The 24,092-nt window shown below is 72.3% G+C and carries 15 protein-coding genes; 3 read left to right on the top strand and 12 right to left on the bottom strand.

Translation table 11 applies throughout. From position 1 onward, the window contains the following. Positions 1–56: 56 nt before the first annotated feature. The 3 genes from ACZ3IJ_RS13350 to guaA form a co-directional block, all read right to left on the bottom strand. Positions 57–1,286: a hypothetical protein gene (locus tag ACZ3IJ_RS13350; RefSeq protein ID WP_467467772.1), complete on the bottom strand. Its 1,230-nt coding sequence runs from the start codon at positions 1,284–1,286 to the stop codon at positions 57–59. Positions 1,287–1,477: 191 nt separating this feature from the next. Next, positions 1,478–2,266 (bottom strand): class II aldolase/adducin family protein, encoded by a 789-nt coding sequence (locus ACZ3IJ_RS13345; protein ID WP_467467770.1) that lies wholly within the window; start codon positions 2,264–2,266, stop codon positions 1,478–1,480. Between the two features lie 124 nt (positions 2,267–2,390). Further along, on the bottom strand, positions 2,391–3,992 hold the full coding sequence (gene guaA / locus ACZ3IJ_RS13340; protein ID WP_467467769.1) for a glutamine-hydrolyzing GMP synthase: 1,602 nt from the start codon (positions 3,990–3,992) through the stop codon (positions 2,391–2,393). A 327-nt stretch (positions 3,993–4,319) separates the two neighbouring features. On the opposite strand from guaA, the gene ACZ3IJ_RS13335 reads away from it, so the two are divergent. Next, positions 4,320–4,610, top strand: coding sequence for a chorismate mutase (locus tag ACZ3IJ_RS13335; RefSeq protein WP_467467768.1), 291 nt, complete (start codon positions 4,320–4,322; stop codon positions 4,608–4,610). Positions 4,611–5,337: 727 nt separating this feature from the next. On the opposite strand, the gene ACZ3IJ_RS13330 is transcribed toward ACZ3IJ_RS13335, so the two are convergent. The 6 genes from ACZ3IJ_RS13330 to ACZ3IJ_RS13305 form a co-directional block, all read right to left on the bottom strand. Beyond that, positions 5,338–7,167, bottom strand: a complete 1,830-nt coding sequence (locus tag ACZ3IJ_RS13330; RefSeq protein WP_467467767.1) for a GMC oxidoreductase — start codon at positions 7,165–7,167, stop codon at positions 5,338–5,340. Between the two features lie 43 nt (positions 7,168–7,210). Continuing rightward, positions 7,211–8,839, bottom strand: coding sequence for a succinic semialdehyde dehydrogenase (locus ACZ3IJ_RS13325; protein WP_467467766.1), 1,629 nt, complete (start codon positions 8,837–8,839; stop codon positions 7,211–7,213). A gap of 155 nt (positions 8,840–8,994) precedes the next feature. Beyond that, entirely contained in the window at positions 8,995–10,683 is a 1,689-nt protein-coding gene (locus ACZ3IJ_RS13320) for a serine/threonine-protein kinase (protein ID WP_467467765.1), read from the bottom strand. 139 nt (positions 10,684–10,822) lie between these two features. Further along, positions 10,823–13,666: a protein kinase gene (locus ACZ3IJ_RS13315; RefSeq protein WP_467467764.1), complete on the bottom strand. Its 2,844-nt coding sequence runs from the start codon at positions 13,664–13,666 to the stop codon at positions 10,823–10,825. A 165-nt stretch (positions 13,667–13,831) separates the two neighbouring features. Further along, positions 13,832–16,198, bottom strand: a complete 2,367-nt coding sequence (locus ACZ3IJ_RS13310) for a serine/threonine-protein kinase (RefSeq protein ID WP_467467763.1) — start codon at positions 16,196–16,198, stop codon at positions 13,832–13,834. Between the two features lie 289 nt (positions 16,199–16,487). Then, positions 16,488–18,194, bottom strand: a complete 1,707-nt coding sequence (locus tag ACZ3IJ_RS13305; protein WP_467467762.1) for a glycerol-3-phosphate dehydrogenase/oxidase — start codon at positions 18,192–18,194, stop codon at positions 16,488–16,490. A gap of 225 nt (positions 18,195–18,419) precedes the next feature. On the opposite strand from ACZ3IJ_RS13305, the gene ACZ3IJ_RS13300 reads away from it, so the two are divergent. Together ACZ3IJ_RS13300 and ACZ3IJ_RS13295 are read left to right on the top strand one after the other, a co-directional pair. After that, the gene (locus ACZ3IJ_RS13300) at positions 18,420–19,661 is read left to right on the top strand and encodes a nucleotide sugar dehydrogenase (RefSeq protein WP_467467761.1); all 1,242 of its coding nucleotides are present in this window, start codon (positions 18,420–18,422) and stop codon (positions 19,659–19,661) included. Positions 19,662–19,751: 90 nt separating this feature from the next. Continuing rightward, positions 19,752–20,243 carry a hypothetical protein gene (locus ACZ3IJ_RS13295; RefSeq protein WP_467467760.1) on the top strand — a complete coding sequence of 164 codons (492 nt, stop codon included), beginning with the start codon at positions 19,752–19,754 and terminating at the stop codon, positions 20,241–20,243. A gap of 76 nt (positions 20,244–20,319) precedes the next feature. Here ACZ3IJ_RS13295 and ACZ3IJ_RS13290 read toward each other — a convergent pair whose 3' ends face one another. The 3 genes from ACZ3IJ_RS13290 to ACZ3IJ_RS13280 form a co-directional block, all read right to left on the bottom strand. After that, positions 20,320–21,444 carry a GuaB3 family IMP dehydrogenase-related protein gene (locus ACZ3IJ_RS13290; protein ID WP_361596371.1) on the bottom strand — a complete coding sequence of 375 codons (1,125 nt, stop codon included), beginning with the start codon at positions 21,442–21,444 and terminating at the stop codon, positions 20,320–20,322. Positions 21,445–21,549: 105 nt separating this feature from the next. Continuing rightward, a complete protein-coding gene (gene guaB, locus ACZ3IJ_RS13285) occupies positions 21,550–23,052 on the bottom strand; it encodes an IMP dehydrogenase (protein ID WP_391798932.1) in 1,503 nt (500 codons plus the stop codon). 139 nt (positions 23,053–23,191) lie between these two features. Further along, the gene (locus tag ACZ3IJ_RS13280; protein ID WP_467467759.1) at positions 23,192–23,794 is read right to left on the bottom strand and encodes a sigma-70 family RNA polymerase sigma factor; all 603 of its coding nucleotides are present in this window, start codon (positions 23,792–23,794) and stop codon (positions 23,192–23,194) included. Positions 23,795–24,092: the final 298 nt, after the last annotated feature.

The following is a 24,092-nucleotide window of genomic DNA, read 5'->3' as shown; positions in this document are numbered from 1 at the left end:
GAATCGATTGTCCCCGGACCCCCTCCCCGTGGATACGTGGAGGACACAGGGAAGGTTCAGTCGACGACGTCGATCGTGACCCGGTTGGTCTCCACGCCGGAGGCCGTCACCACCGACACCTCGACCCGTCCGGGCTCCACGTCGACCGGGAGCGGAACGGTCAGGACGGTGTCCGTGGGGTTGGCGAAGCCGCCCGGGACGGGCACCAGGGGAACGTGCGCGTGGACGGAGCCGACGCGCACGACCAATCGGGTCAACGGGTCCGGTCCCGCGGCCCCGGCCGGGACGAAACCGGCCCCCCGGATCTCGATGTCGTCACCGGTGCGGATCGCGGCGTCGAGGTCGCCCGCCTCGCGGGACCGGACGACGGAGAGGATCGCGGGCCGGCCGCCCCCGGTGCACGTGGCCGCGAGGTATCCGGCCGCCGCCACGGCGACGAGGAGCACGAGGGACCACGGCACCTCGGGCAGCCGGTCGGGGTCGCGCCCGAGCCGTACGGCGGTGAGAACGAGGACGGCGGCGGAGACGAGGACGTGGGCGATGTCGGTGAGGCTGCCCCGGCCGTCGTCATCGCAGAGCAGGTCGGCGGCGCGGGGCCGGTCGGCGCGGACCTTCTGCAGCCGCTGCCCCACGACGCGGGCCCACACGATCCGGCGGGCGGCGACGGCCACGGCCGCCGTGAGCGCGAAGACGGTCAGCAGTCCGGCGCCCCGGCCGATGCCGAGACCGACCCGGTCGGCGCCGGTGACCAGGCGGAGCGCGAGGAACAGGACGGTGTAGACGGCGAAGAGCAGCCAGCAGGCGGCCACCGAGCGGGAGGTGGAGAGCCGGTTGTCCTCCCCGATCAGCGGAGCGAGGACGCCGCCGCGCTCCCGGTGGGCGTGGGCGGCGAAGGTGAGCGGGACGGCCAGGACGAGCGCGGCGAGGAATCCCGCCGTACGCGGACCCGTCCATCCCGTGCCGACGGCCGTGAGGGCCTGTCCGAGGAGCAGGGCGAGCACCCCGCCCCAGACGGCGCCGAGCGTGGCGTACCGGACCCGGCGCAGCCAGGCGTCGTCCGCCGCACGTCCCCGCGCCGCGACCGCGCGAGCGGACTGGGCGAGGGCGTCGGAGACCCACTGCCGCGAGGCGCCCGGCGAATGGGCGACGGCCGCGGGCACGCCCTGGCCGGCCGCCAGCTCGTCGCGCCGGGCGAGGAAGGCGGCTACCGCTCGCCGGTGACCCGCGCGCCCGCCCTCCGCGCATCCCGCGTGGTCACCGCACTGTCTCGCCTCTTGCACCGCCACGGCGCCCACTTCCCGATCTCTCCGTCAACTGACCTGTGAATACTGGGAATTGTGTCGCACCGAAGAGCCTCCGGGTCGCTCCGTGCGCCCCGCGCAAGAGTGATTGAACCGTCATCACATTGACGTAAGGGCAGCTAAAGACAGCGCAGAGCGGTATCGGGGACGGTCCTGACGACGGTCGAGGCGGCCTTCTACGACAGCAGTTCGGGCTCGGAACGGCTGATTCTGCGCCACAGCGGCTGGTAGTTGATCCAGGCGGCCAGGTCGGTGCCGATCAGGTCGCGGGTGGCGATCGCGTCCTTGTGCCCGATCGGCACGGGCTTCCCCGCGGCCCGCGCGGTCAGCTGCACCCGGGCGCACCGCTCCATGGCGATGAACCACCAGGCGGCCGCGTCGACCGAGGTCCCGACGGTCAGCAGGCCGTGGTTGCGGAGCACGATCGCCTTGTACGGCCCGAGCGCGGTGGCGATCCGCCGCCCCTCCTCGGGGTCGACGGCGACACCGGTGTACGCGTCGTAGAGCGCGTGGTCCTGGTAGAAGCCGCAGGCCTCCTGGGTGATCGGCTCGATCAGGTCACCGAGCGCGGCCAGCGCCCGCCCGTGGACGGAGTGGCTGTGCGCGACCGCGACGACGTCCGGCCGGGCCCGGTGCACCTGGGCGTGGACGGCGAACGCCGCCTGGTTCACCGGTGCGGCGCCCCGCACGACCTGCCCGTCCCCGTCGACCAGGACGAGGTCGCTCGCGGTCAGCTCGGCGAAGGGGGCGCCGAAGGGGTTCACCCAGAAGCAGTCGGCGTGTTCGGGGTCCCGGGCGGTCACGTGACCGGAGACCCCTTCCTCGTACCCGAACTGTCCGAAGAGTCTGAGCGCGCCCGCGAGTCTCCGCTTGCGGTACGTCCGCTCCTCCTCGACGGTCCCGTGGACGGGCGGCATCGCGACATGGAGCTGATCGACGGGTACGGGGGCCGGTGTCTCGCTCATGCGCGGGAAGGTAACGCCGGGCCGTACAACTGACCAGAGGGATCACACGACGAAGACCGCCCGCCACGACGAAACCGCCGCCCCCGGTCGGCGGGGGCGGCGGTTCACAGGGCTGTCGGAGCGACTACTCCCACTCGATGGTGCCCGGCGGCTTGCTCGTCACGTCGAGCACCACACGGTTCACATCGGCGACCTCGTTGGTGATCCGGGTCGAGATCCGCGCCAGGACGTCGTACGGCATGCGGGTCCAGTCCGCCGTCATGGCGTCCTCGGAGGAGACCGGACGCAGGACGATCGGGTGACCGTACGTCCGGCCGTCGCCCTGCACGCCCACGGAGCGCACATCGGCGAGCAGCACGACCGGGCACTGCCAGATCTCACGGTCGAGACCGGCGGTCGTCAGCTCCTCGCGGGCGATGGCGTCGGCCTCGCGCAGCAGGTCCAGGCGCTCCTTGGTGACCTCGCCGACGATACGGATGCCGAGGCCGGGGCCCGGGAACGGCTGCCGCTGGACGATCTCCTCCGGCAGGCCCAGCTCCTGGCCGACCATGCGGACCTCGTCCTTGAAGAGCTGGCGCAGCGGCTCGACGAGCTCGAACTCCAGGTCCTCGGGGAGGCCGCCCACGTTGTGGTGGGACTTGATGTTCGCGGTGCCGGTGCCGCCGCCGGACTCGACGATGTCCGGGTAGAGCGTGCCCTGGACGAGGAAGGCGACATCCTCGCCGGCGCCCGCCGACTCGGCGACGATCTCGGCCTGCGCCTGCTCGAAGACACGGATGAACTCGCGCCCGATGATCTTCCGCTTCTCCTCGGGGTCGGAGACCCCGGCGAGCGCGGAGAGGAACCTCTCCTGTGCGTCGACGACCTTCAGCTGGACGCCGGTCGCGGCGACGAAGTCCTTCTCGACCTGCTCGGTCTCGTCCTTGCGCATCAGACCGTGGTCGACGTAGACGCAGGTGAGCTGCGAGCCGATGGCCTTCTGCACGAGCGCGGCGGCCACGGCGGAGTCGACGCCGCCGGAGAGACCGCAGATGGCGCGCTTGGTGCCGACCTGCTCACGGATGGCCGCGACCTGCTCGTCGATGACGTTGCCGGTGGTCCAGGTCGGCTCGATGCCGGCGCCCCGGTAGAGGAAGTGCTCCAGGATCTGCTGACCGTGGGTGGAGTGCAGCACCTCGGGGTGGTACTGGACGCCGTAGAGCTTCTTCTCGTCGTTCTCGAAGGCGGCGACGGGCACGACGTCCGTGGAGGCGGTGACGGCGAAGCCCTCGGGAGCAGCGGAGCAGGCGTCGCCGTGCGACATCCATACGGACTGCTCGGTCGGGGTGCCCTCGAAGAGGGTCGATCCGGCCCTGGAGACGTGCAGCGGGGTACGGCCGTACTCGCGGGCGCCCGTGTTGTCGACGGTGCCACCGAGGGTGGTCGCCATCAGCTGGAAGCCGTAGCACATGCCGAAGACCGGGACACCGGCCTCGAAGAGCGCGCGGTCGAGGCGCGGGGCGCCCTCCGCGTAGACGGAGGACGGGCCGCCGGAGAGGATGATCGCCTTCGGCCTCTTGGCCAGCATCTCGGCCACCGGCATGGTGGACGGGACGATCTCGCTGTAGACCCGCGCCTCACGGACGCGTCGGGCGATGAGCTGGGCGTACTGGGCGCCGAAGTCGACAACGAGGACTACGTCCGGGTTGGTGACGTCGGGCGCGGCAGCGGGAGTCGCTGATGACACTACGGCGGCCTTCCGGCGGTAGGGAGGGGTTCCCCCGAGGGGGCTATTTGTCGATTCTACCGGCGCGCCGGGCTGACTTTTCGTCTCACCATCCGAACCCGGGTTGTCCCGGTCGCGGCGGAGGGGTCCATACTGTCCGCATGCGCAAGCTCACGACCTTCTTCTTTACCTATGGCACCGGCCCGTCCGGCTGCCATGGTCGTGCTGCTTGAGCAACTGACAAGCGACTTTCCAGGCGCCCCGGGCCGACAAGGCCCGGGGCGCTCTGTCGTTTCCGGGCCCTGCCGCTCCGGGGCGCCGCGCCCGACACCACGAGGAGCTCCACCCATGACCACTGTGACCAGGACCGAGAAGACCGGCGCCCGCACCGACGAGGCCGCCGTGCTCATCGGCGACGCACGCGAGCGGATCGACGCGCTCGACGACCGGATCATCGGGCTGATCCAGGAACGGATGGCCGTCTCGGCCGTGATCCAGGAGGCCAGGATCGGCTCGGGCGGCCGCCGGGTGAACCTGGCGCGCGAGATGGAGGTCCTCGGCCACTACAGGGACGCGCTGGGCAAGCCGGGCACGGCGTTGGCGATGACGATGCTGGAGCTCTGCCGGGGCCGTATCTGACCCCCCACCCCCTCCGGCACGGGCTTCCCCGGTGCCGGCACCCCGCGCGGTACCGCCCGCGGGGTGCCTCCCGCAGAGTGCCTCCCGCGGGCGGGGTGACGGACCTGAGTTCGGGCCCGCTCTCACCCGTACGGCGCGTGACCGCCTCCCGGACCCCTTCGTTGGTCCCGGTGTCCGTGCCAGCCAGGGGCGGGCCCGAAAAAACCACGCGTGGCTTCGCTGGGGCGTGTGACGTACCGCAAGTACGTCGTGGGACCTCGCCCCAGCGCGCGTGACCGGACGGCAGGGGACAGCAGCCCGGTCACCCAGAAAGGGCGGTCGGCCCCGGGGACGCCCGGGGCCGACCGCAACCGGTCCAGCCGGATGCGTCGGCATCCGTCCAGCACGAACACCCCCACCCCTCCCGTCCCCTCCACCCCACTCCACCCCTCGCGGCGCGACCCCCGGGCGCCGCGCTCCCCCCGGCACCGCCGCCGCCCCGACACCGGTGCCGAACGCCAAGGGCCCCGTGCCGCGACCGGAATCGCGCCACGGGGCCCTTGCGCTGCCCGGGAACGGCACCCTCCGGGGAGAGTGACGCGCGTCACACGAAGAATCCGCCGATCGGCTACAACCAATCCCTCAGGCCACAGGTCATGTATGCAGCACCACCCAGAAGCTGGAGAGGCGCTGCACTCGGAGGGGGGTGCAGCGCCTCTTCCATGTCCGGAACGGAGCCGGGAGCCGGCTACGCCTTCTTCGGCGGGACCGTCGGCATCCCCAGGAACGGCAGCTTCAACGCGCCGAAGGCGTCCGCCGGGACCGTCGGGGACTTCGGGGCGACGGCCGCGACACGGACGTACGCCTCGCCCTGGGCCGGGCGCGGGTCCTCCTCGCCCTTGTTCGGCCAGAGGGACATCGCCCGCTCCGCCTGCGCCGTGATCGTCAGCGAGGGGTTGACGCCGAGGTTGGCGGAGACCGCGGCGCCGTCGACGACCGAGATGCCCGGGTGCCCGAAGAGCCGGTGGTACGGGTCGATGACGCCGGACTCGGCGTCCGCGCCGATCGGGCAGCCGCCCAGGAAGTGGGCGGTGAGCGGGGTGCCCATCAGCTCGCCGATGTTGGAGCCCGCGAAACCGTTGATCTCCTCGGCGAGCAGCGACGCGGCGCGGGTCGCCTCGGGGATCTGGTTCGGGTTCGGCGCGCCGTGGCCCTGGCGGGCCGTGAGCAGGCCCTTTCCTACGCCGCCCGGCTTGCGGTAGGTCGTCAGCGAGTTGTCGAGGGACTGCATGACGAGACCGATGATCGTCCGCTCGGACCAGCGGCGGTTGGAGAGCGCGCGGAGGGCGAGGGTGGGGTGCTTGACCATCTCCAGGAGCCAGTTCCGCACCCGGTGGGCGCCGTAGGGCACCTGGAGGACGGTCATGCCGCCCATGGCGTTGGAGCCCTTGCCGTAGCGGACCGGCTCGATGTGGGTGTTCTCGTCCGGGTGGATCGAGGAGGTGATCGCGACGCCGCGCGTGAAGTCGACCTTCTCCGCGCCGTGCTTCCTGCGGTAGCGCCGGTCGGTGGTCTGCGAGCCGACCAGCGCCTCGGAGTTGGTACGGGTCAGCTCGCCGAGCCGGGCCGAGACGCGGGGCAGCAGCCCGGTGTCCTTCATCCGGTGCAGCAGGGTCTGCGTCCCGTAGGTGCCGGCCGCTACGACGACCCGCGGCGCCGTGAAGGTCCGACCCCTGCCCTTCTTCCTGTCGTCCGTCGGCAGCGTCCTGACCGCGTACCCGCCCCGCGAGTCCTCCGTGAGCGCGACGACCGAGGTCATGGGGTGGACGACGGCACCGGCCTTCTCGGCGAGGTAGAGGTAGTTCTCGTTGAGGGTGTTCTTGGCACCGTGGCGGCAGCCCGTCATGCACTCGCCGCACTCGGTGCACGCCGTGCGCGAGGGCCCGACGCCGCCGAAGTACGGGTCGGCGACCTCAGCGCCCGGCTTCGTGCGCGACGCGCCCTCCCCCTCCTCGCCCACGGCGTCCTTCCCGTCACCGAAGAACACCCCGACCGGCGCCATGTGGAAGGTGTCCCCGATGCCCATGGCCTGAGCGGTCGCCTTGAGGTGGACGTCCGAGGGGGTCATGGTCGGGTTGAGCCGTACGCCCAGCATCCGCTTGGCCTGGTCGTAGTACGGGGCCAGCTCCTCCTGCCAGTCGGTGATGTCCTTCCACTGCGGGTCCTGGAAGAACGGCGTGGGCGGTACGTAGAGGGTGTTGGCGTAGTTGAGCGAGCCGCCGCCCACCCCCGCGCCCGCCAGCACCATCACGTTGCCCAGCAGGTGGATGCGCTGGATGCCGTAGAGGCCGAGGGCCGGGGCCCAGAGGAAGTTCTTCAGGTCCCAGGAGTTCCGGGGCAGGTCGGTACGGGCGAAGCGGCGGCCCGCTTCCAGGACGCCGACCCGGTAGCCCTTCTCGGTGAGGCGCAGGGCCGTGACCGAGCCGCCGAACCCGGAGCCGACGACGATGACGTCGTAGTCGTACGCCGCGTCCAGGTCGTCCTCGTCCTGAATCTGGGCAGGGGGTACCGCGGTCATGGCTCTCCTCGTGCGGAAAAGGGGCGGAACGGGCGGGCGGGTGTCAGCGCAGGCGCAGGGCCTTCATCGCCTTCAGGGACAGGCTCATGAACGCGGCGTACTTCTCGTCGTCCATCCCGAAGGAGGGCGCGAGCGGGATCAGCCGCTGCTGGGCCACGGTCTGGGCCTCGGTGAACTTGAGGATGCCCTCCGAGCCGTGGCGCCGGCCGAGCCCGGAGTCCTTCATGCCGCCCATCGGCGCCTGGACGCTGCCGTACGCCGGTGCGTACCCCTCGTTGATGTTGACGGTGCCGGTGCGCAGCCGGGCGGCGACGGCGTGGCCGCGCCGGGAGTCCTTCGTCCAGACGGAGGAGTTGAGCCCGTACGGGGTGGCGTTGGCCAGCTCGACGACCTCGTCCTCGTCCTTGAAGCGGTAGATCGAGACGACCGGTCCGAAGGTCTCCTCGGTGCAGACGGCCATCGGGGCCTCGACGCCGTCGAGGATGGTCGGCTCGTAGAAGAGCGGGCCGATGTCGGGGCGGGCGACGCCGCCCGCGACCAGCTTGGCGCCCTTGGCGACGGCCTCCTCCACGTGCTTCGTGACCGTCTCCAGCTGCCGCTCGCCGACGAGGGAGCCCATGTCGGCGCCGTAGGAGAGGGAGTTGCCGAGGCGCATCGCCTTCGTACGGGCGGCGAAGCGGGCGACGAAGTCGTCGGCGACCGACTCGTGGACGTACAGCCGCTCGATGGAGATGCAGAGCTGGCCTGCCGAGGAGAAGCAGGCGCGGACGGCGCCGGCGGCGGCCTTCTCGATGTCGGCGTCCTTGAGGACCAGCATGGCGTTCTTGCCGCCGAGCTCCAGGGTCACGCCGACGAGCCGGGCCGCGGCGCCCTGGGCGACCTCGCGGCCGGTGCGGGTGGAGCCGGTGAAGGAGACGTAGTCGGCGTGCTTGACGACCTCGGGTCCGACGACCGGACCCTCGCCGATGACGACCTGGAAGACCTCGGCGGGCAGACCGGCCTCGATGAGGAGGTCACGGGCCCAGAGCGCGGTGAGCGCGGTTTCGGTGTCCGGCTTCATCACGACGGCGTTGCCGGCGACGAAGGCGGGCAGGGCGTCGCCGACCGACAGCTCGAGGGGGTAGTTCCAGGGCGCGATCTGGCCGACGACACCGCGCGGCTGACGCAGCTCGGTGACCTTGGTGAGGGTCGGAACGACGCCGGTGTGGTGCTTGGGGCGCAGGTAGGCGGGGGCCTTGCGGCCGTAGTGGCGGGCGGCGACCGCGACGGCGAGGACCTCCTCGTGGGCGTGCAGCCGTGCCTTGCCGGTCTCCAGCTGGATGAGGTCGAGGACCTCCGCCTGCCGCTCGAGCACCAGGTCGTGGAAGCGGAGCAGGACGGCCGCGCGGGCCTTGACGGGGGTCGCGGCCCAGGCGCCCTGGGCCGCGCGGGCGCGGGCGAAGGCCTCCGCGACGTCCTCGGGGGTGGACTCGGGCAGCTCGGCCAGCTTCTCCCCGGTGAAGGGGGTGTGGTTCGCGGTACGGCCGGAACCGGCGACACCGCGGGTGAGCTGGGCGACCACCTCGGGGGTGACCACGTCGGCGGCGGTGCGGGCACCGGCCGGCGAGGGCGCGAGCGGGTTCGTGCCGGGGGCGGTGCCGGCCGGGGTGGCGAGTGCCTGCAAGTCCGTCATGAGGGCGAGAGTAGGCCGCATTCCGGTCTTTGGGTACCCGTCGGTAACGCGTTTTCACCGGGTGCGCACAATCGCGCCAGCGATCACTGGCACATAAGCCCTGATCAGCGGCTTACGGTCGGCCGCGAGCGCGATCTCGCGGATTCTCCGCCCGGTCAGCCGCCCGGCGCCCGCCAGTGCTGGAGAACGATGTCGAACTGCTCCCGGGTGGTCTCCCAGCTCGACTCCGGGGAGGCCATGTAGATGGCGTACTCGGTGCCGTCGTCCGCGAAGTACAACTGGTCGATGGCGTGTCGGGGGCCCGGGAACTCCTGCTTCTCGTACCAGGTGAACTCCCACCGGGCGGAGCGGACCTGGTCGCGGTAGGTGTTCTGGTTGAGCTTGATCTTCTGGTAGTTCATGCGCTTCTTGAGCGTCTTCTCCAGGTCCAGCACGTGCATGTACGGGTTCTCGAAGTCGGGCGTGGGGTCGGCGCTGATCCGGATGCGGTGGCGGCCGTTGTCCGGCGTGTAGTCGACGCTGTCACCCTCCGTCTGCCGCTTCCAGCCCTTGGGCACGACCAGACTGAACCCCTTGGGGTCCTCGACCCGGTGCCAGCCGGCCGGCAGGGCGTCCTCGGCGGCCTTCGTCACCTCGGGCTGCGTGCCGCCGCCGGTTTCCGCGGCCCTGCCGCCTCCCTTGCCGTCCCCGCCGGAGTAGTTCATGGCGGCGAAGACGCCTCCACCGGCCACGAGGGCGGCGAGAACGGCCGTCAGGACCGCCTGACGCCACCGGCCGCGGCCCTTGGGCGCGGGGAGTCCCGACCCGGGGGCGGCGGTGGGGGTGGATCCCGGCGCGGCGCCGGAGGTGGAGACGGGGGTGCCGCCGGACGGGGAGACGGACGTCGGAATCGGAGCGGCCGTCGGAGTCGGGGACTCCTGTGCGTGGAGCGGGGCGGTCGCGGAGGCCAGCTCCTCCTGCCCCACCCGCCGTGTCGGCACGTACGCCTGCGCGGCCTGGGGCGCACGGCCCTCCATGGCGTCGAGCAGCATCCGCTCGGCCTCGTCGGCGCGCGGCCGCTCCGCCGGGTCCTTGCGGAGCAGCGCGACGATGACGGGGGCGAGCGCGCCCGCCTTCGCCGGATGCGGCGGCTCCTCCGTGACCACCGCCTGCATGGTGCTGATCGGCGAGGTCCGCCGGAACGGCGAGGTCCCCTCCACCGCCGTGTACAGCGTCGCGCCCAGCGACCAGAGGTCGGAGGCCGGTCCGGGGTCGCCACCGCGCACCCGCTCCGGCGCCAGGTAGTCGATGGAGCCGACGAGTTCACCGGTCCGGGTGATCGTCGAGTCGCCCTCGATGGCGGCGATGCCGAAGTCGGTGATCAGGACCCGCCCGTCGCGGGCCAGCAGGACGTTGCCCGGCTTGACGTCCCGGTGCAGCACGCCGGCCGCGTGCGCGGCGCGCAGGGCTCCGAGGACGTGCAGCCCGATCCTGGCCGCCTCGCGGGCCTCGATCGGGCCCGCCTCCTTCGCGGCGTCCGCGAGCGAGGGTCCGTCGACGTACTGCATGACGATCCACGGGCGGTCGTCGTGCTCCAGTACGTCGTGCACGGTGACCACGCCGGGATGGGTGATCCGCGCGGCGGCGCGGGCCTCCTTCTGCGTACGGGCGTGCAGGACGAGGCGGTCGGCCTCGGCCACGAACCGACCGGCCGTCAACTCCTTGACCGCCACCACCCGGTGGAGTACTTCGTCGTGCGCCCGCCAGACCTTGCCCATGCCGCCGCGGCCGATCGCCTCGCCCAGCCGGTACCGTCCGGCGAGCAGAAGACCCGCGCCCGTTTCCGCACCCTGAGAATGTTCCACTGTCCCCCGCCTGTTCCTTCGGATGCCAGGTTACGGAGGGGGGGACGGAAGACGGAACCTCGGGGCTGGCAAAGGAACCGCACCGTGACCGAATGGCCCCTGTTCGCCTGGTCGGTCGGGCCCTGTCCACGCGGTCCGGTCAGCGTGTCGCGCGGTAGACCTTCACCGCCTGGTCGTAGATCTCGGACACCTTGTCGCGTTCGCTCTCCGGACCGATGACCTGGACCACGTGGTACCGGCCGCCCTCGATGAGGGCGAGGTTGCGGACGAACACGTCGCGGCCCGTGCTGTCCTGCCAGGTGAACTGGCCGACCGCCATGGACTGCTGCCCCACGTCGATGCGCCGCAGCCCGGTGGCGCCGGACCAGCTGGAGTCCCGCCACGGCTGGAGCTCGCGCTCCTTGGTGCGCTGGTACGCCATCGGATCGGAACCGTGGGCCTGCACGGTGTCCCGGCCGGGGACGACGATCAGGGTGAAATCGCCTCCGGTGTAGCGGACTTGTCCGGCGTCGTTGATCGGGCTGCGTCTCCACTCCTCGGGGACACCGACCTCGAAGCCCTCCGGGTCCTTGCGGAGGGTGTACCCGGCGGCGAGCGCGGGGGCACTCGGGGTGGCGGCCGGCGGGGTCGTCCTCGCGGTGCCGGGCGTGCTGCCGGGCCTGCTGCTCTGCCCGGCGCTCGGCTCGGCGGGCCGCGGGGACGGCGGCGCGGTGGTGGGCGTACCGGTGTGGGCGGCGGGGCTCCCGCCGTCCGCACCGTCCTTGGGCAGGAACAGCACGGCGTACGCGACGGCTCCGACGAGCAGGAGCAGCACCAGGAGCAGAAGCGTCAGGCCGAGGGAGCGCGGGGAACGGCCGGCTCCGCCCGCGCCGCGGGGCCCGCGGGGCGGGCGCGGCGCACGGGGAGCACGCTGAGGCAGCTCCTCGTGATAGTGGTCCTGGGCGAACTCCCGGCGCGGCTGCCGCTGTCCGGTCTCGTGGCTCGGTCCGGACCGGTGCCGCTGCCCGGGCTCATGGCGCACCTCTGCCCGGGACGACTCAGGGGTGGGCAGCTCCTCGTGGCGCCTGCCCTTGCGGTGCCGGTGACGGCCCCCCGCCGCTCCGCCGCGGCGCCTGCGCACCAGCTCGCCACGGCGCCGTACGACGGGCAGCCGCGTCGCGTCCACGGACGGCAGCGGGACGATCCCCACCCCCGCCTCGGGCTCGGGGGCGGACCGGACGAGCGAGCGCAGCCAGCCGCGCAGCTCCTCGAAGTCGGGCCGCTCCGTGGGGTCCTGGCGCAGCAGGGACTCGACGACCGGGCGCAGCGGACCGCACTCCTCGGCGAAGGCCGGGGGCTCGGCGCAGACCAGCTGGACGAGTTCGGCGGCGCTGTCCTCGGGGTACGGGGCGTGGCCCTGGACGGCGCGGTAGAGGAGCGCGCCGAGCGCCCAGAGGTCGGTGGCGGGGCCGATGGGCGGGGCCAGGCGCCAGTTCTCGTGGACGGGTCCCGCCTGCTCGGGCGCCCAGCGCTCGGTGACCGCGCCGACGACGGCGATCCGTGCCTGGCGGGCCCGTTCGGCGGCGAGCCGGGTGGCCGGGCCACGGTAGACGGCCGTGGGCGCGCCCGCTTCGGCCGCTCCGTCCCAGCCGCCGGAGGCGGAAGCCGATTCGGGTACGGGTACGGGGGCGCGCTCGGACCGTTGGGCCGGGGTGTAGCCCGCGGGGAGGGCGGGCAGCGCGTTGCCGCCGCCCGCGGGGACGGGCCCGGAGGCGTCGCGCGAGGCGTGCGGGCCGTCGCTCCAGGTACCGGCGAGCAACGCGCGGGGCGGTCCGCCGCCTTCGTCTCCGTACCCCTTGCGGTACGGGGCCGGGTACTCGTCCTCGGTGTCGTCCTCGTCCTCGTCGTCGCCGGTCTGGGACCACCAGTGGGGCTCCGGTCCGAGTCCCTGCGCGGGCACGGGCGCGGGGGGCGTCGGGAGGGCGGCGGGCGGCTCCGGGTCGTGGGCTGCCCGCGCGTCCGCCTCGGGGCCGGGCTCGGGCACCGGACGCTGTACGGGGACGGCGGCTCCGGTCTCGCCGATGTGCGCCGCGGCGCGGGCGCCCGCCCGGTACGCGGCGATGGCGCCCGCCCGGGCCGCCCGGACGTCCGTGACCGGCAGGGGGCCGCCCGCGGGGAGTTCGGGCCGTGTCGCCGCTCCGCCCGCCTCGTGCGCGCCCGCGGCCTCGTCCGTACCGGACCGGGCGGCGCCGCCCGGTCCGTCCTCGCCCCCGTACCCCTGCGCGCGCCCGCGCTCGTCCCCGTACTCCTGCGCGTACCCGGGCTCGTACCCCTCGGCGTACTCCTCCGCGCGGCCCTCCCCGGGGCCCTCCGGGTAGCCCCCGGTGTGGGCCGGCTCGTCGTCCTCGGCGAGGGGCACCGGGGCGTAGCCGCACAGGGCCTCCTCCGCCGCGCCCGCCGCGAGCCCGGTCAGGAGCACCCGTCCGTCGTCGCAGACGAGCACGGTGCGCGGGGTGATGTTCCGGTGGGTCCAGCCGTGCGCGTGCAGCGCCCGCAGGGCGGTGAGGACGTCGGAGCCGATCTCCGCGGCACGGTAGGGGCTCAGGGGGCGCTCGGCGAGGAGCGCCGCCAGCGGCCTGGCCGCGATCAGTTCGCTCACTATCCAGAGCGAACCGGCCTCCGCGAACACGTCGAAGACCTGGTCCAGCAGGGGGTGGTCCGGGATCTGGGCGGCTGCCTGTGCCGCCTCGACGGCGCGCCGCACGGCGGGGTCGGCGGGCCGCCGCGTCGCCCGGCCGGAGGCGGGCCGGTGCGGGGTGAATCCCGTGCCGTCCTCGTCGACCACCTCGGCGTCGATCACCTCGGGCAGGGGCACCTGGTGAACCAGGACCTCCTGACCGCTGTAGGTGTCGAAGGCGCGGGTCTCGACGAGTTCGTACGCGTCCTGCGGCGGTACGGGCAGGCGATAGCGGTCGGCGAGCACCCTTCCCGCGTAGTCGTCCACGACGCCTCCCCCACCGAGCGCGCTGTCCCCCGGGTCGCACGGATCCCGTTCAGCTCACGAATCGCACGGACCGCGCGAAACCGTCAATTCCGGTCTTGGTCCGTACAGTTGACGATGCTTTTCGGCTGCGTACGGTCCACGTCCTCTCACGATACGTGGCGCAGGTCAGTCCTTGGGGCTGAACGTGGCGAACGCGGTGTCCCGCAGCGTCTTGCACGCGGAGGCGTTCCACTCGTCCGCCTTGCAGCTGACCATGATCGAGTAACCGTGCGTGGCGTCCACCTTGAAGCCCCGGTTCAGTATCCGGACGCGCATGCCCTTCTCGTGGCGCTCGAACTCCCAGTCGGCGACCGTCGGGTACCCCTTGTACGCCACGGACTTGATGCCGATGTGGCGGTAGCCGTTGCTGCTCGCCGAGACGCCCGCCACGGCCGCGGCCCACGCCGAGGCCGCGTCGTCCTTCGGGCTGCCGTTGTAGTCGACCTGGACGCGCGGGTATCCGCCGTCGGCGTTGAAGATCCCGCCCGAGTTCCGGCCCGCTATGCCGTTGAGCTTGAACGTGGACGGCATCGCCATGACGAAGTGGAACTGCTTGTTGGTCACCATGACGTACCCGGCGGGGAGCTGCGCCCCGGGGGTGCCGGCGCTCGGCGTCCCCGAGGGCTTGCCGCTCTGCCCGCCCGAACCCGAACCCGAGCCGGAGTCCGAACCCGAGCCGGTCGGTTGCTCGCCGCCCTGCTGACCGGAGTCGTCCGGCTTCTCGCCCTTGCCCTGGTCGGAGCTGTCGCCGCCCGTGGCTCCGGCCGAGGCCGTCGTGCCGGAGCCCTTGCCCGCGTTGCCCCCCTTGTCGTCCTCACCGCCCCCGAGGGAGACGGCCAGGATCGTGCCGAGGAGGGCGAGGACCACGATCCCCGCGATGATGATCAGTGTGCGGCGCGGTACGACGTCGGTGAGCGAGGCACGCGGCTGCACCGGCCTGTTCCCGCCCTGCGGCGGCTCGGGTCGCGGCCTGGGCTCGGACCGGACCGAGGCGGCCGCGTTCCGTACCGACTTCAGCGCGCCGCGCATCCGTTCGGCCGCCTCCGCGGTCTTCTCCTTCGGCGCGGACGCCGGACGCTTCGGCGGCTCCGGCGGAACCGGGGGCAGCGGCACGACCCGGGTCGCCTCGGGCGACGGCTCGGGCTCCACCACCGGTGCGGGCGCGGGGGCGTCGAGCACGGCCCTGAGCAGCAGGCGCGCGCCCGCGTCGTCGAGCCGCTGGTCCGGGTCCTTGACGAGCAGGCCGTAGATGACCTTCTCCAGAAGCGGCCCCGCGTTCTTCGGCGGGTCGACGGGCTCGGTCATCACGGCGGTGAGCGTCGCGATCGCGGAACCCTTGTCGTACGGCGGGCTGCCCTCGACGCTCGCGTACAGCAGTCCGCCCAGCGACCACATGTCGGCGGCCGGGCCGGGCTTGTGGCCACGCGCCCGCTCGGGCGAGATGTAGGAGGGCGCGCCGACGAGCATGCCGGTGGAGGTGATCGAGGGGTCGCCCTCGACCTGCGCGATGCCGAAGTCGGTGAGGACGACGCGGCCGTCCTCGGCGATCAGCACGTTGGACGGCTTCACGTCGCGGTGCAGGATGCCCTGCCGGTGCGCCGAGCGCAGCACGTCGAGGATCGCGAGCCCGACCTCGGCGGCGCGGTGCGGAGTGAGCGTGCCGTCCTCACGGACGGCGTCGGCGAGGGACTTGCCCTCGATGAGCTCCATGACGATCCACGGCCGGTCGTCCTCGTCGACGACGTCGTAGACGGTCACGGCGCCGTTGTTGCGGATCCGGGCGATGGCCTTCGCCTCACGCAGGGTCCGGGTGATGAGGCGTCGCTTCTCGTCCTCGTCGATGCTGTTGGGGAAGCGCAGCTCCTTGACGGCGACGGTGCGGCCGAGGGTCTCGTCGACCGCGCGCCACACGGTGCCCATGCCGCCGCGTCCGAGGACGCCGTCGAGCCGGTACCGCCCGGCGAGCAGGCGGCCTTCGGCCGTCGCCCCGGCGCGCTCCGCCGACCCGGAACGCCCGCCGCCGGCGGGCTTCCTGAGCTTGGGAGCCTCGACCTTCGGCCCCGCCCCCGGCACGGCGTCGGACGGCTCGGCGTCGGACGGCTCGGCGTCGACCCGCCCGGCACCGCCACGCGCGGCTCCGGACGGCCGGGCGTCGGACGGCGCCGCGTCCGACGGCTCGGAGGCCGCCGACCGCCCCGCCCCCGGCGCCATGTCGGCCCCGGCCGGTTTCTCGGCCGCGGACGAACCGTCCTGCTCGGACCCGGCCCTGTCCGATCCGGCCTTCTCCGACGCGGACGAACCGTCCTGCTCGGACCGACCGGACGGGCCGGTCCCGGACGTGCCCGCCCCGGCCGGCTCCGCGCCGGACTTCACGTCCGGCTCCGCCTCACGTGCCGCGGGAACCACACCCCGGTCGCCGTCGGTCCCGGCACCCGCGCCGGCGTCCCGCCGAGGGTCCCGCGCCGTGTCCCGCGACTGCTCCGCCTCCGACATGCGTCCCCTCTGCGATCCTGATCTTCGCCCGCGTCTGCCGCTTCCCGCGCGATGCGGTAACCCGCCCTGGAAGAGAGCCCATTGTCTCTCACCCCGGGACCGATCCCGCTCCGGGGTCCGCACTCCGAGAAGAGAGCTCCACGGGAAAGCGCTGCCGTCATCGCACCCGACGCCGAAGCACCCCCCTCGGGTTCCGTACCCGTACGAACAGGATGCCGCAGACGCCTCCCAACGTCCCCTCCCCGAAGCCGAGTTCGTCCGAGGCCCGCGGCGAACCCCGCCGGGCGGGTCAGATCGGCACGATGTCGGGGGCGCCCAGACGGGCCGCGTCCGCCGTCAGGTCGTCGGGCTGCCGCTGCGACTCGCGCTCCGCCTCCACCCGCTTCTCGTAGTGCTCCACCTCCTTCTCGATCTGATGGGCGTCCCAGCCCAGCACGGGCGCCATCAACTCGGCGCACTCCCGCGCGCTGCGCGTCCCCCGGTCGAAGGTCTCGATGGAGATCCGGGTGCGCCGCGTCAGGACGTCGTCCAGGTGCCGGGCGCCCTCGTGCGAGGCCGCGTAGACGATCTCGGCGCGCAGATAGTCGTCCGCGGCCGCCAGGGGTTCGGCGAGGCCCGGGTCGGCGGCGATGAGCTCCAGGAGCTCCTCGGTCATCGAGCCGTACCGGTTGAGCAGATGCTCCACCCGGACGACATGGAGTCCCGTCCGGGCCGCGATCCTCGCCCTGGCGTTCCACAGGGCCTTGTAGCCCTCGGCGCCCAGGAGCGGGACGTCCTCGGTGACACAGGCGGCGACCCGCTGGTCGAGTGCGTGCACCGCCTCGTCCACGGCGTCCTTGGCCATCACCCGGTAGGTCGTGTACTTCCCGCCGGCCACGACGACGAGGCCGGGCACCGGGTGCGCGACGGTGTGTTCGCGCGAGAGCTTGCTCGTGGCGTCCGACTCGCCCGCGAGCAGCGGCCGCAGGCCCGCGTACACGCCCTGGACGTCGTCCCTGGTGAGCGGCGTCGCCAGGACGCTGTTCACATGCTCGAGGAGGTAGTCGATGTCGGCGCTGGACGCGGCCGGGTGCGCCTTGTCCAGGTCCCAGTCGGTGTCCGTGGTGCCGACGATCCAGTGCCGTCCCCACGGGATCACGAACAGCACGGACTTCTCGGTGCGCAGGATCAGTCCGGTGGTCGAGTGGATCCGGTCCTTGGGCACGACCAGGTGGATGCCCTTCGACGCCCGCACATGGAACTGGCCGCGCTCGCCGATGAGCGCCTGGGTGTCGTCCGTCCACACCCCGGTCGCGTTGACGAGCTGCTTCGCGCGGATCTCGTACTCCACGCCCGCCTCGACGTCCTGGACCCTGGCGCCCACGACCCGTTCACCCTCACGGAGGAATCCGATCACCCGGGCCCGGCTCGCGACCTTCGCTCCGTAACTCGCGGCCGTACGGACCAGTGCGGTGACGAAGCGGGCGTCGTCCATCTGGGCGTCGTAGTACTGCAGGGCGCCGACCAGGGCGTCCTTCTTCAGACAGGGGGCCACCCGCAGCGCGTTGCGCCGGGAGAGGTGGCGGTGGACCGGCAGTCCGCGGCCGTGGCCCGAGGAGAGGGACATCGCGTCGTACAACGCGACGCCCGAGCCCGCGTAGAGCCGCTCCCAGCCCTTGTGCTGCAGGGGATAGAGGAACGGGACGGGCTTCACCAGATGCGGTGCGAGGCGCTCCAGGAGCAGGCCGCGCTCCTTCAGCGCCTCCCGCACGAGCGCGAAGTCCAGCATCTCCAGATAGCGCAGGCCGCCGTGGATCAGCTTGCTGGAGCGGCTGGAGGTACCGGATGCCCAGTCGCGGGCCTCCACGAGGCCGGTCGAGAGTCCTCTCGTGACCGCGTCGAGCGCCGTCCCCGCGCCGACCACGCCGGCGCCGATGACCAGTACGTCCAGTTCACGCTCGGCCATGCCGGCGAGCGCCTCGGCGCGCTCGGCCGGTCCCAGTGTCGCTGTCCTCACCGCTGCCTCCCGTCGTCCCCCTGCGTGATCGGGCTCACAGAGTTGATTCTGTCCCGCCCCTCCGACTTCAGCCACCGCCTGTGGATAACACTCGGCGACCTTCGACCACGCAATGCGGCATATCGGTCATATTTACGCCTAGTCTGACATTGCACTCGCCCCGTTCTGTCCACCGGGCTTGCGCGTCTCGTCCCCTCCGGCTATTGGGAAGGACGGCCCACCTTCATGCCCGCTGACCTCGCCGTCATCGGCCTCGGCCACCTCGGACTCCCCCTCGCCCAGGCCGCGATCGCCGCCGGCGTCGACACCATCGGCTACGACACCGACGCCCGGCCCGTCGCCGAACTCGCCGCCGGGCGCCCGCCCGTCGACGGCTCGCTCACCGCGTCGGAGATCCGCCGGATGCTCTCGGGGGGCTTCCGACCGACCACCAACCCGGCCGAACTCGGCCGGGTCCGTACGGCCGTCATCTGCGCCCCGACCGCGCTCGGCCCCGACCGGAACCTCGACCTCACGGCCGTCGTCGACGCCGCGCGCGCCCTCGCCGCGAGGCTGCGGCCCCACACGACCGTCCTGCTCGAATCCCCCGTCCACCCCGGCACCACCGAAGGTGTGCTGAGGGACGCCCTGGAGGAGGGCTCCGGGCTGCGCGCGGGCCGCGACTTCCACCTCGCGTACTCCCCCGGCCGGCTGGACCCCGGAAACCGGGCACACGGCTTCACCGGCACGCCCAAGGTCATCGGCGGCCTCACCCCGGCCTGCACGGAGTCCGCCGCCGCCTTCTACGGCCGGCTCACCGACAAGGTCGTCCGCGCGCGCGGCCCGCGCGAGGCCGAGACGGTCAAGCTCCTGGAGACCAACTTCCGGCACGTCAACATCGCGCTCGTCAACGAGATGGCGGTGCTCTGCCACGAACTCGGCGTCGACCTGTGGGACGTCATCCGCTGCGCCGAGACCAAGCCCTTCGGCTTCCAGGCCTTCCGCCCCGGCCCCGGCGTCGGCGGCCACGGCGCCCCCGTCGAGCGCCTCGGCACCCACCGCCCGCTCCGGATGGTCGAACTGGCCACCCAGGTCAACGAGCGGATGCCGCAGTACGTCATCCAGCGCTGCGCGACCCTGCTCAACGAGCACGGCAAGTCGGCCCGCGGAGCCCGGGTCCTTCTGCTCGGCATCACGTACAAACCCGATCTCGCCGACCGGGAGGGCTCCCCCGCCGACGAGATCGCGCGCCGCCTGATGGACCTGGGCGCGGTCGTCAGCTACCACGACCCGCACGTCCAGGACTGGCGCGTCCGCGACGTCCCGGTCCCCCGCGCCGACTCCCTCTACGAGGCCGCCGCCCACGCCGACCTGACGGTCCTTCTGCAGCACCACCGCACCTACGACCTCCAGGGCCTGGCCGTCAAGGCACAGCTCCTCCTCGACACCCGCGGCGCCACCCCGGCGGGCGCGGCCCACCGCCTCTGAAACCGACGGGCGCGGTGTCGGAGCGGGCTGTTACTCTCCGGGCTCTTGATCGCACATCCGTGCGCCCGTGTCCCTGGGGGGATCAGCACCATGTCTCAGCCCGTTCCGCCGCCCGGCAACCCGTTCGCCGAGGGCGCCGCGCCCACCCCGTACCCGGCCGCCCCGCCGCCGGCGCCCGCACGCGACAACGTGGCCCTCGGCCTCGTCGCCGCCCTGGTCGCGGCTCTCGTCGGCGCGGGTCTCTACGGCGGCCTCGCCGGCGCCGTCGACCGGGAGATCGGCTACGCCGCCGTGGGCGTCGGCTTCCTCGTCGGTTTCGCCGCCGGCAAGGTCGGCGGCCGTAACCCCGCACTGCCGGTGGTCGGCGCCGTACTGTCCCTCGGGGCCGTCTACGCCGGCCAGCTCCTGGCGATCGCGATCATCCTCGGCAAGGAGCTGAACGTCTCGGCGACGGACATGTTCGTCGAGCAGTTCGACCTCGTGACGGGGGTCTGGAGCGAGAGCAAGGACTTCATGACGTTCCTGTTCTTCGGCCTGGCCGCGTTCGCCGCGTTCGCGGGCTCGAAGAAGGCCTCCCAGTAACGTCCCCGTACGCGAAGGGGCCCCGCACCGAGTGGTGCGGGGCCCTTCGTGTGGCGGAGTACGGGACGGCCCGGTGTCAGCGCTTGTGCTGGGAGTCCGCGACCGTGACCTCGACGCGCTGGAACTCCTTGAGCTCGCTGTAGCCCGTCGTCGCCATCGCCCGGCGCAGCGCGCCGAAGAAGTTCATCGAGCCGTCCGGGGTGTGCGACGGACCGGTGAGGATCTCCTCGGTCGTGCCGACGATGCCCAGGTCGACCAGCTTGCCGCGCGGCACGTCCTCGTGGACGGCCTCCATGCCCCAGTGGTGCCCCTTGCCCGGCGCGTCCGTGGCGCGGGCCAGCGGGGAACCGATCATGACCGAGTCGGCACCGCAGGCGATCGCCTTCGGCAGGTCGCCCGACCAGCCGACACCGCCGTCCGCGATCACGTGGACGTACCGGCCGCCGGACTCGTCCATGTAGTCACGACGGGCCGCGGCCACGTCGGCGACCGCGGTCGCCATCGGGACCTGGATGCCGAGCACGTTGCGCGTGGTGTGCGCCGCGCCGCCACCGAAGCCGACCAGGACACCCGCCGCGCCGGTGCGCATCAGGTGCAGGGCCGCGGTGTACGTGGCGCAGCCGCCGACGATGACCGGGACGTCGAGCTCGTAGATGAACTGCTTGAGGTTCAGCGGCTCGGCCGCGCCCGAGACGTGCTCGGCGGAGACCGTCGTGCCGCGGATGACGAAGATGTCCACGCCGGCGTCGACGACGGCCTTGGAGAACTGCGCGGTGCGCTGCGGGGAGAGCGCGGCGGCGGTGACCACACCGGAGTCGCGCACCTCCTTGATGCGCTGCCCGATCAGCTCCTCCTTGATCGGGGCCGCGTAGATCTCCTGCAGACGGCGGGTCGCGGTGGACTCGTCCATCTCCGCGATCTCGTCGAGCAGCGGCTGCGGGTCCTCGTACCGGGTCCACAGACCCTCGAGGTTCAGCACGCCCAGGCCGCCCAGCTCGCCGATGCGGATGGCGGTCTGCGGCGAGACGACCGAGTCCATGGGGGCGGCCAGGAAGGGGAGCTCGAAGCGGTAGGCGTCGATCTGCCAGGCGATCGAGACCTCCTTCGGGTCCCGGGTGCGCCGGCTCGGAACGACGGCGATGTCGTCGAACGCGTACGCCCTGCGGCCGCGCTTGCCGCGCCCGATCTCGATCTCAGTCACGATGTGTGGCCTTTCCCTCTACGTCTGCGCCTACCAGTATCCCCGACACACGCGCGTGGGGCGGCTCCGGCCACATGCCGGAACCGCCCCACGCGTCGCGCTGCGTTACTTCCTGCTGTAGTTCGGCGCCTCGACCGTCATCTGGATGTCGTGCGGGTGGCTCTCCTTGAGGCCCGCGGAGGTGATCCGGACGAACCGGCCCTTGGACTCCATCTCGGCGACGGTGGCCGCGCCCACATAGCCCATGGTCTGACGGAGGCCGCCGACGAGCTGGTGCAGGACGTTGGAGAGCGGACCGCGGTACGGGACCTGGCCCTCGACGCCCTCGGGCACGAGCTTGTCGTCGGAGGCGACCTCGGCCTGGAAGTAGCGGTCCTTCGAGTACGACCGGCCCTGGCCGCGGGACTGCATGGCACCGAGCGAGCCCATGCCGCGGTACGACTTGAACTGCTTGCCGTTGATGAAGAGGAGCTCGCCGGGCGACTCCTCACAGCCCGCGAGGAGGCTGCCGAGCATGACCGTGTCGGCACCGGCGGCCAGTGCCTTGCCGATGTCGCCGGAGTACTGCAGACCGCCGTCGCCGATCAGCGGGACACCGGCGGGGCGGGCCGCGAGCGAGGCCTCGTAGATGGCGGTGACCTGCGGGACGCCGATGCCGGCGACCACGCGGGTGGTGCAGATGGAGCCCGGGCCGACACCGACCTTGATGCCGTCGACACCGGCGTCGATCAGCGCCTGCGCGCCGTCACGCGTGGCGACGTTGCCGCCGATCACGTCGACGTTCACGCTCGACTTGATCTTCGCCATCCAGCTCAGGGCGTTGCTGTTGTGGCCGTGCGAGGTGTCGACGACCAGGAAGTCCACGCCGGCGGCGGCGAGCGCCTGGGCGCGCTCCAGCGCCTCGGGGCTGGCGCCCACGGCGGCACCGACGAGCAGACGACCCTCGGAGTCCTTGGCGGCGTTCGGGTACTTCTCCGCCTTGACGAAGTCCTTGACGGTGATGAGGCCCTTGAGCACACCCTCGTCGTCGACCAGCGGCAGCTTCTCGATCTTGTGGCGGCGCAGCAGCTCCATGGCGTCGACGCCGGAGATGCCGACCTTGCCGGTGACCAGCGGCATCGGGGTCATGACCTCGCGGACCTGGCGGCTGCGGTCGCTCTCGAAGGCCATGTCGCGGTTGGTCACGATGCCGAGCAGCTTGCCGTCCGGGTTGGTGACCGGGACACCGCTGATGCGGAACTTGGCGCACAGCGCGTCCGCCTCGGCGAGCGTCGCCTCGGGGTGGACGGTGATGGGGTCCGTGACCATGCCGGACTCGGAGCGCTTGACGAGGTCGACCTGGTTGACCTGGTCCTCGACGGACAGGTTCCGGTGCAGCACGCCGACGCCGCCCAGACGGGCCATCGCGATCGCCATGCGCGACTCGGTCACCTTGTCCATCGCCGCGGAGAGCAGCGGGATGTTGACTCGGACGTTGCGCGAGATGCGGGACGAGGTGTCGACCGCGTTGGGAAGCACCTCGGATGCTCCCGGCAGCAGCAGTACGTCGTCGTAGGTCAGCCCGAGTGTCGCGAATTTACCGGGCACTCCGTCGACGTTGACAGTCATGACACCTTCCCCAATGGCCTTGATCGGTGCGGATGTCCATGCTAACGGGCCTCGACGGTGTCTCATTCCACGATCAAGATCAGAGAGCAGCTTTGGACGTTCGTACGTATACGTGAGGGCCACCAGCCCTCGTCGACCCTTACTGCTCGGCCAGTGCCCGGAGGCGGCTGAGAGCGCGGTGCTGCGCCACACGTACCGCCCCCGGGGACATCCCGAGCATCTGGCCCGTCTCCTCGGCCGTGAGGCCGACCGCCACCCGCAGGACCAGCAGCTCCCGCTGGTTCTCCGGGAGGTTGGCGAGCAGCCTCTTGGCCCATTCGGCATCGTCGCTGAGCAGCGCGCGCTCCTCCGGGCCCAGCGAGTCGTCGGGCCGTTCGGGCATCTCGTCGGAGGGCACGGCCGTCGATCCCGGGTGCCGCATCGCGGCCCGCTGCAGATCGGCGACCTTGTGTCCGGCGATGGCGAAGACGAAGGCCTCGAAGGGCCTGCCCGTGTCCTTGTAGCGCGGCAGCGCCATCAGTACGGCGACGCAGACCTCCTGCGCGAGGTCCTCGACGAAGTGGCGGGCGTCGCCGGGCAGCCGGTTCAGCCGCGTACGGCAGTAGCGCAGCGCCAGCGGGTGCACGCGCGCCAGAAGGTCGTGCGTGGCCTGCTCGTCGCCCTCGACGGCGCGGTGGACGAGCGCACCGATCTCCCCTGGCCCTACGGGCATGGGGGATCCCATGGTCTCGTCGTCGCGCATCGCTCCATGGTGCCTTGACGCCTCGGCGTCCGTGGCACCGCGTCCGTTGTTGTGCACCGAAGCGTTATGAGCAGGTGCGCCGGAACTCATCTCCTGCGCCCTCCCCTTCCGCTCGATCGACTCGTCCCCGAGGAACTCCACATCTCAAGGATGCGGCATCCCGCGCGGAAGTGACACAAGCCGCCGCGACGGAGGCCCGACAGCCTCTGTGACGGGCCCCGGGCTACCGCCCCGTCCGCACCCGGCGGACGGGGAAACGGCCGGTCGTCGCCGAGGACGTGTTTCGAAAGTGGCGTCG

Source organism: Streptomyces sp. NPDC013317 (assembly GCF_055563155.1).
Note: the sequence above shows the minus strand (reverse complement) of the source record. Positions and strands in the feature narration are given on the sequence as shown.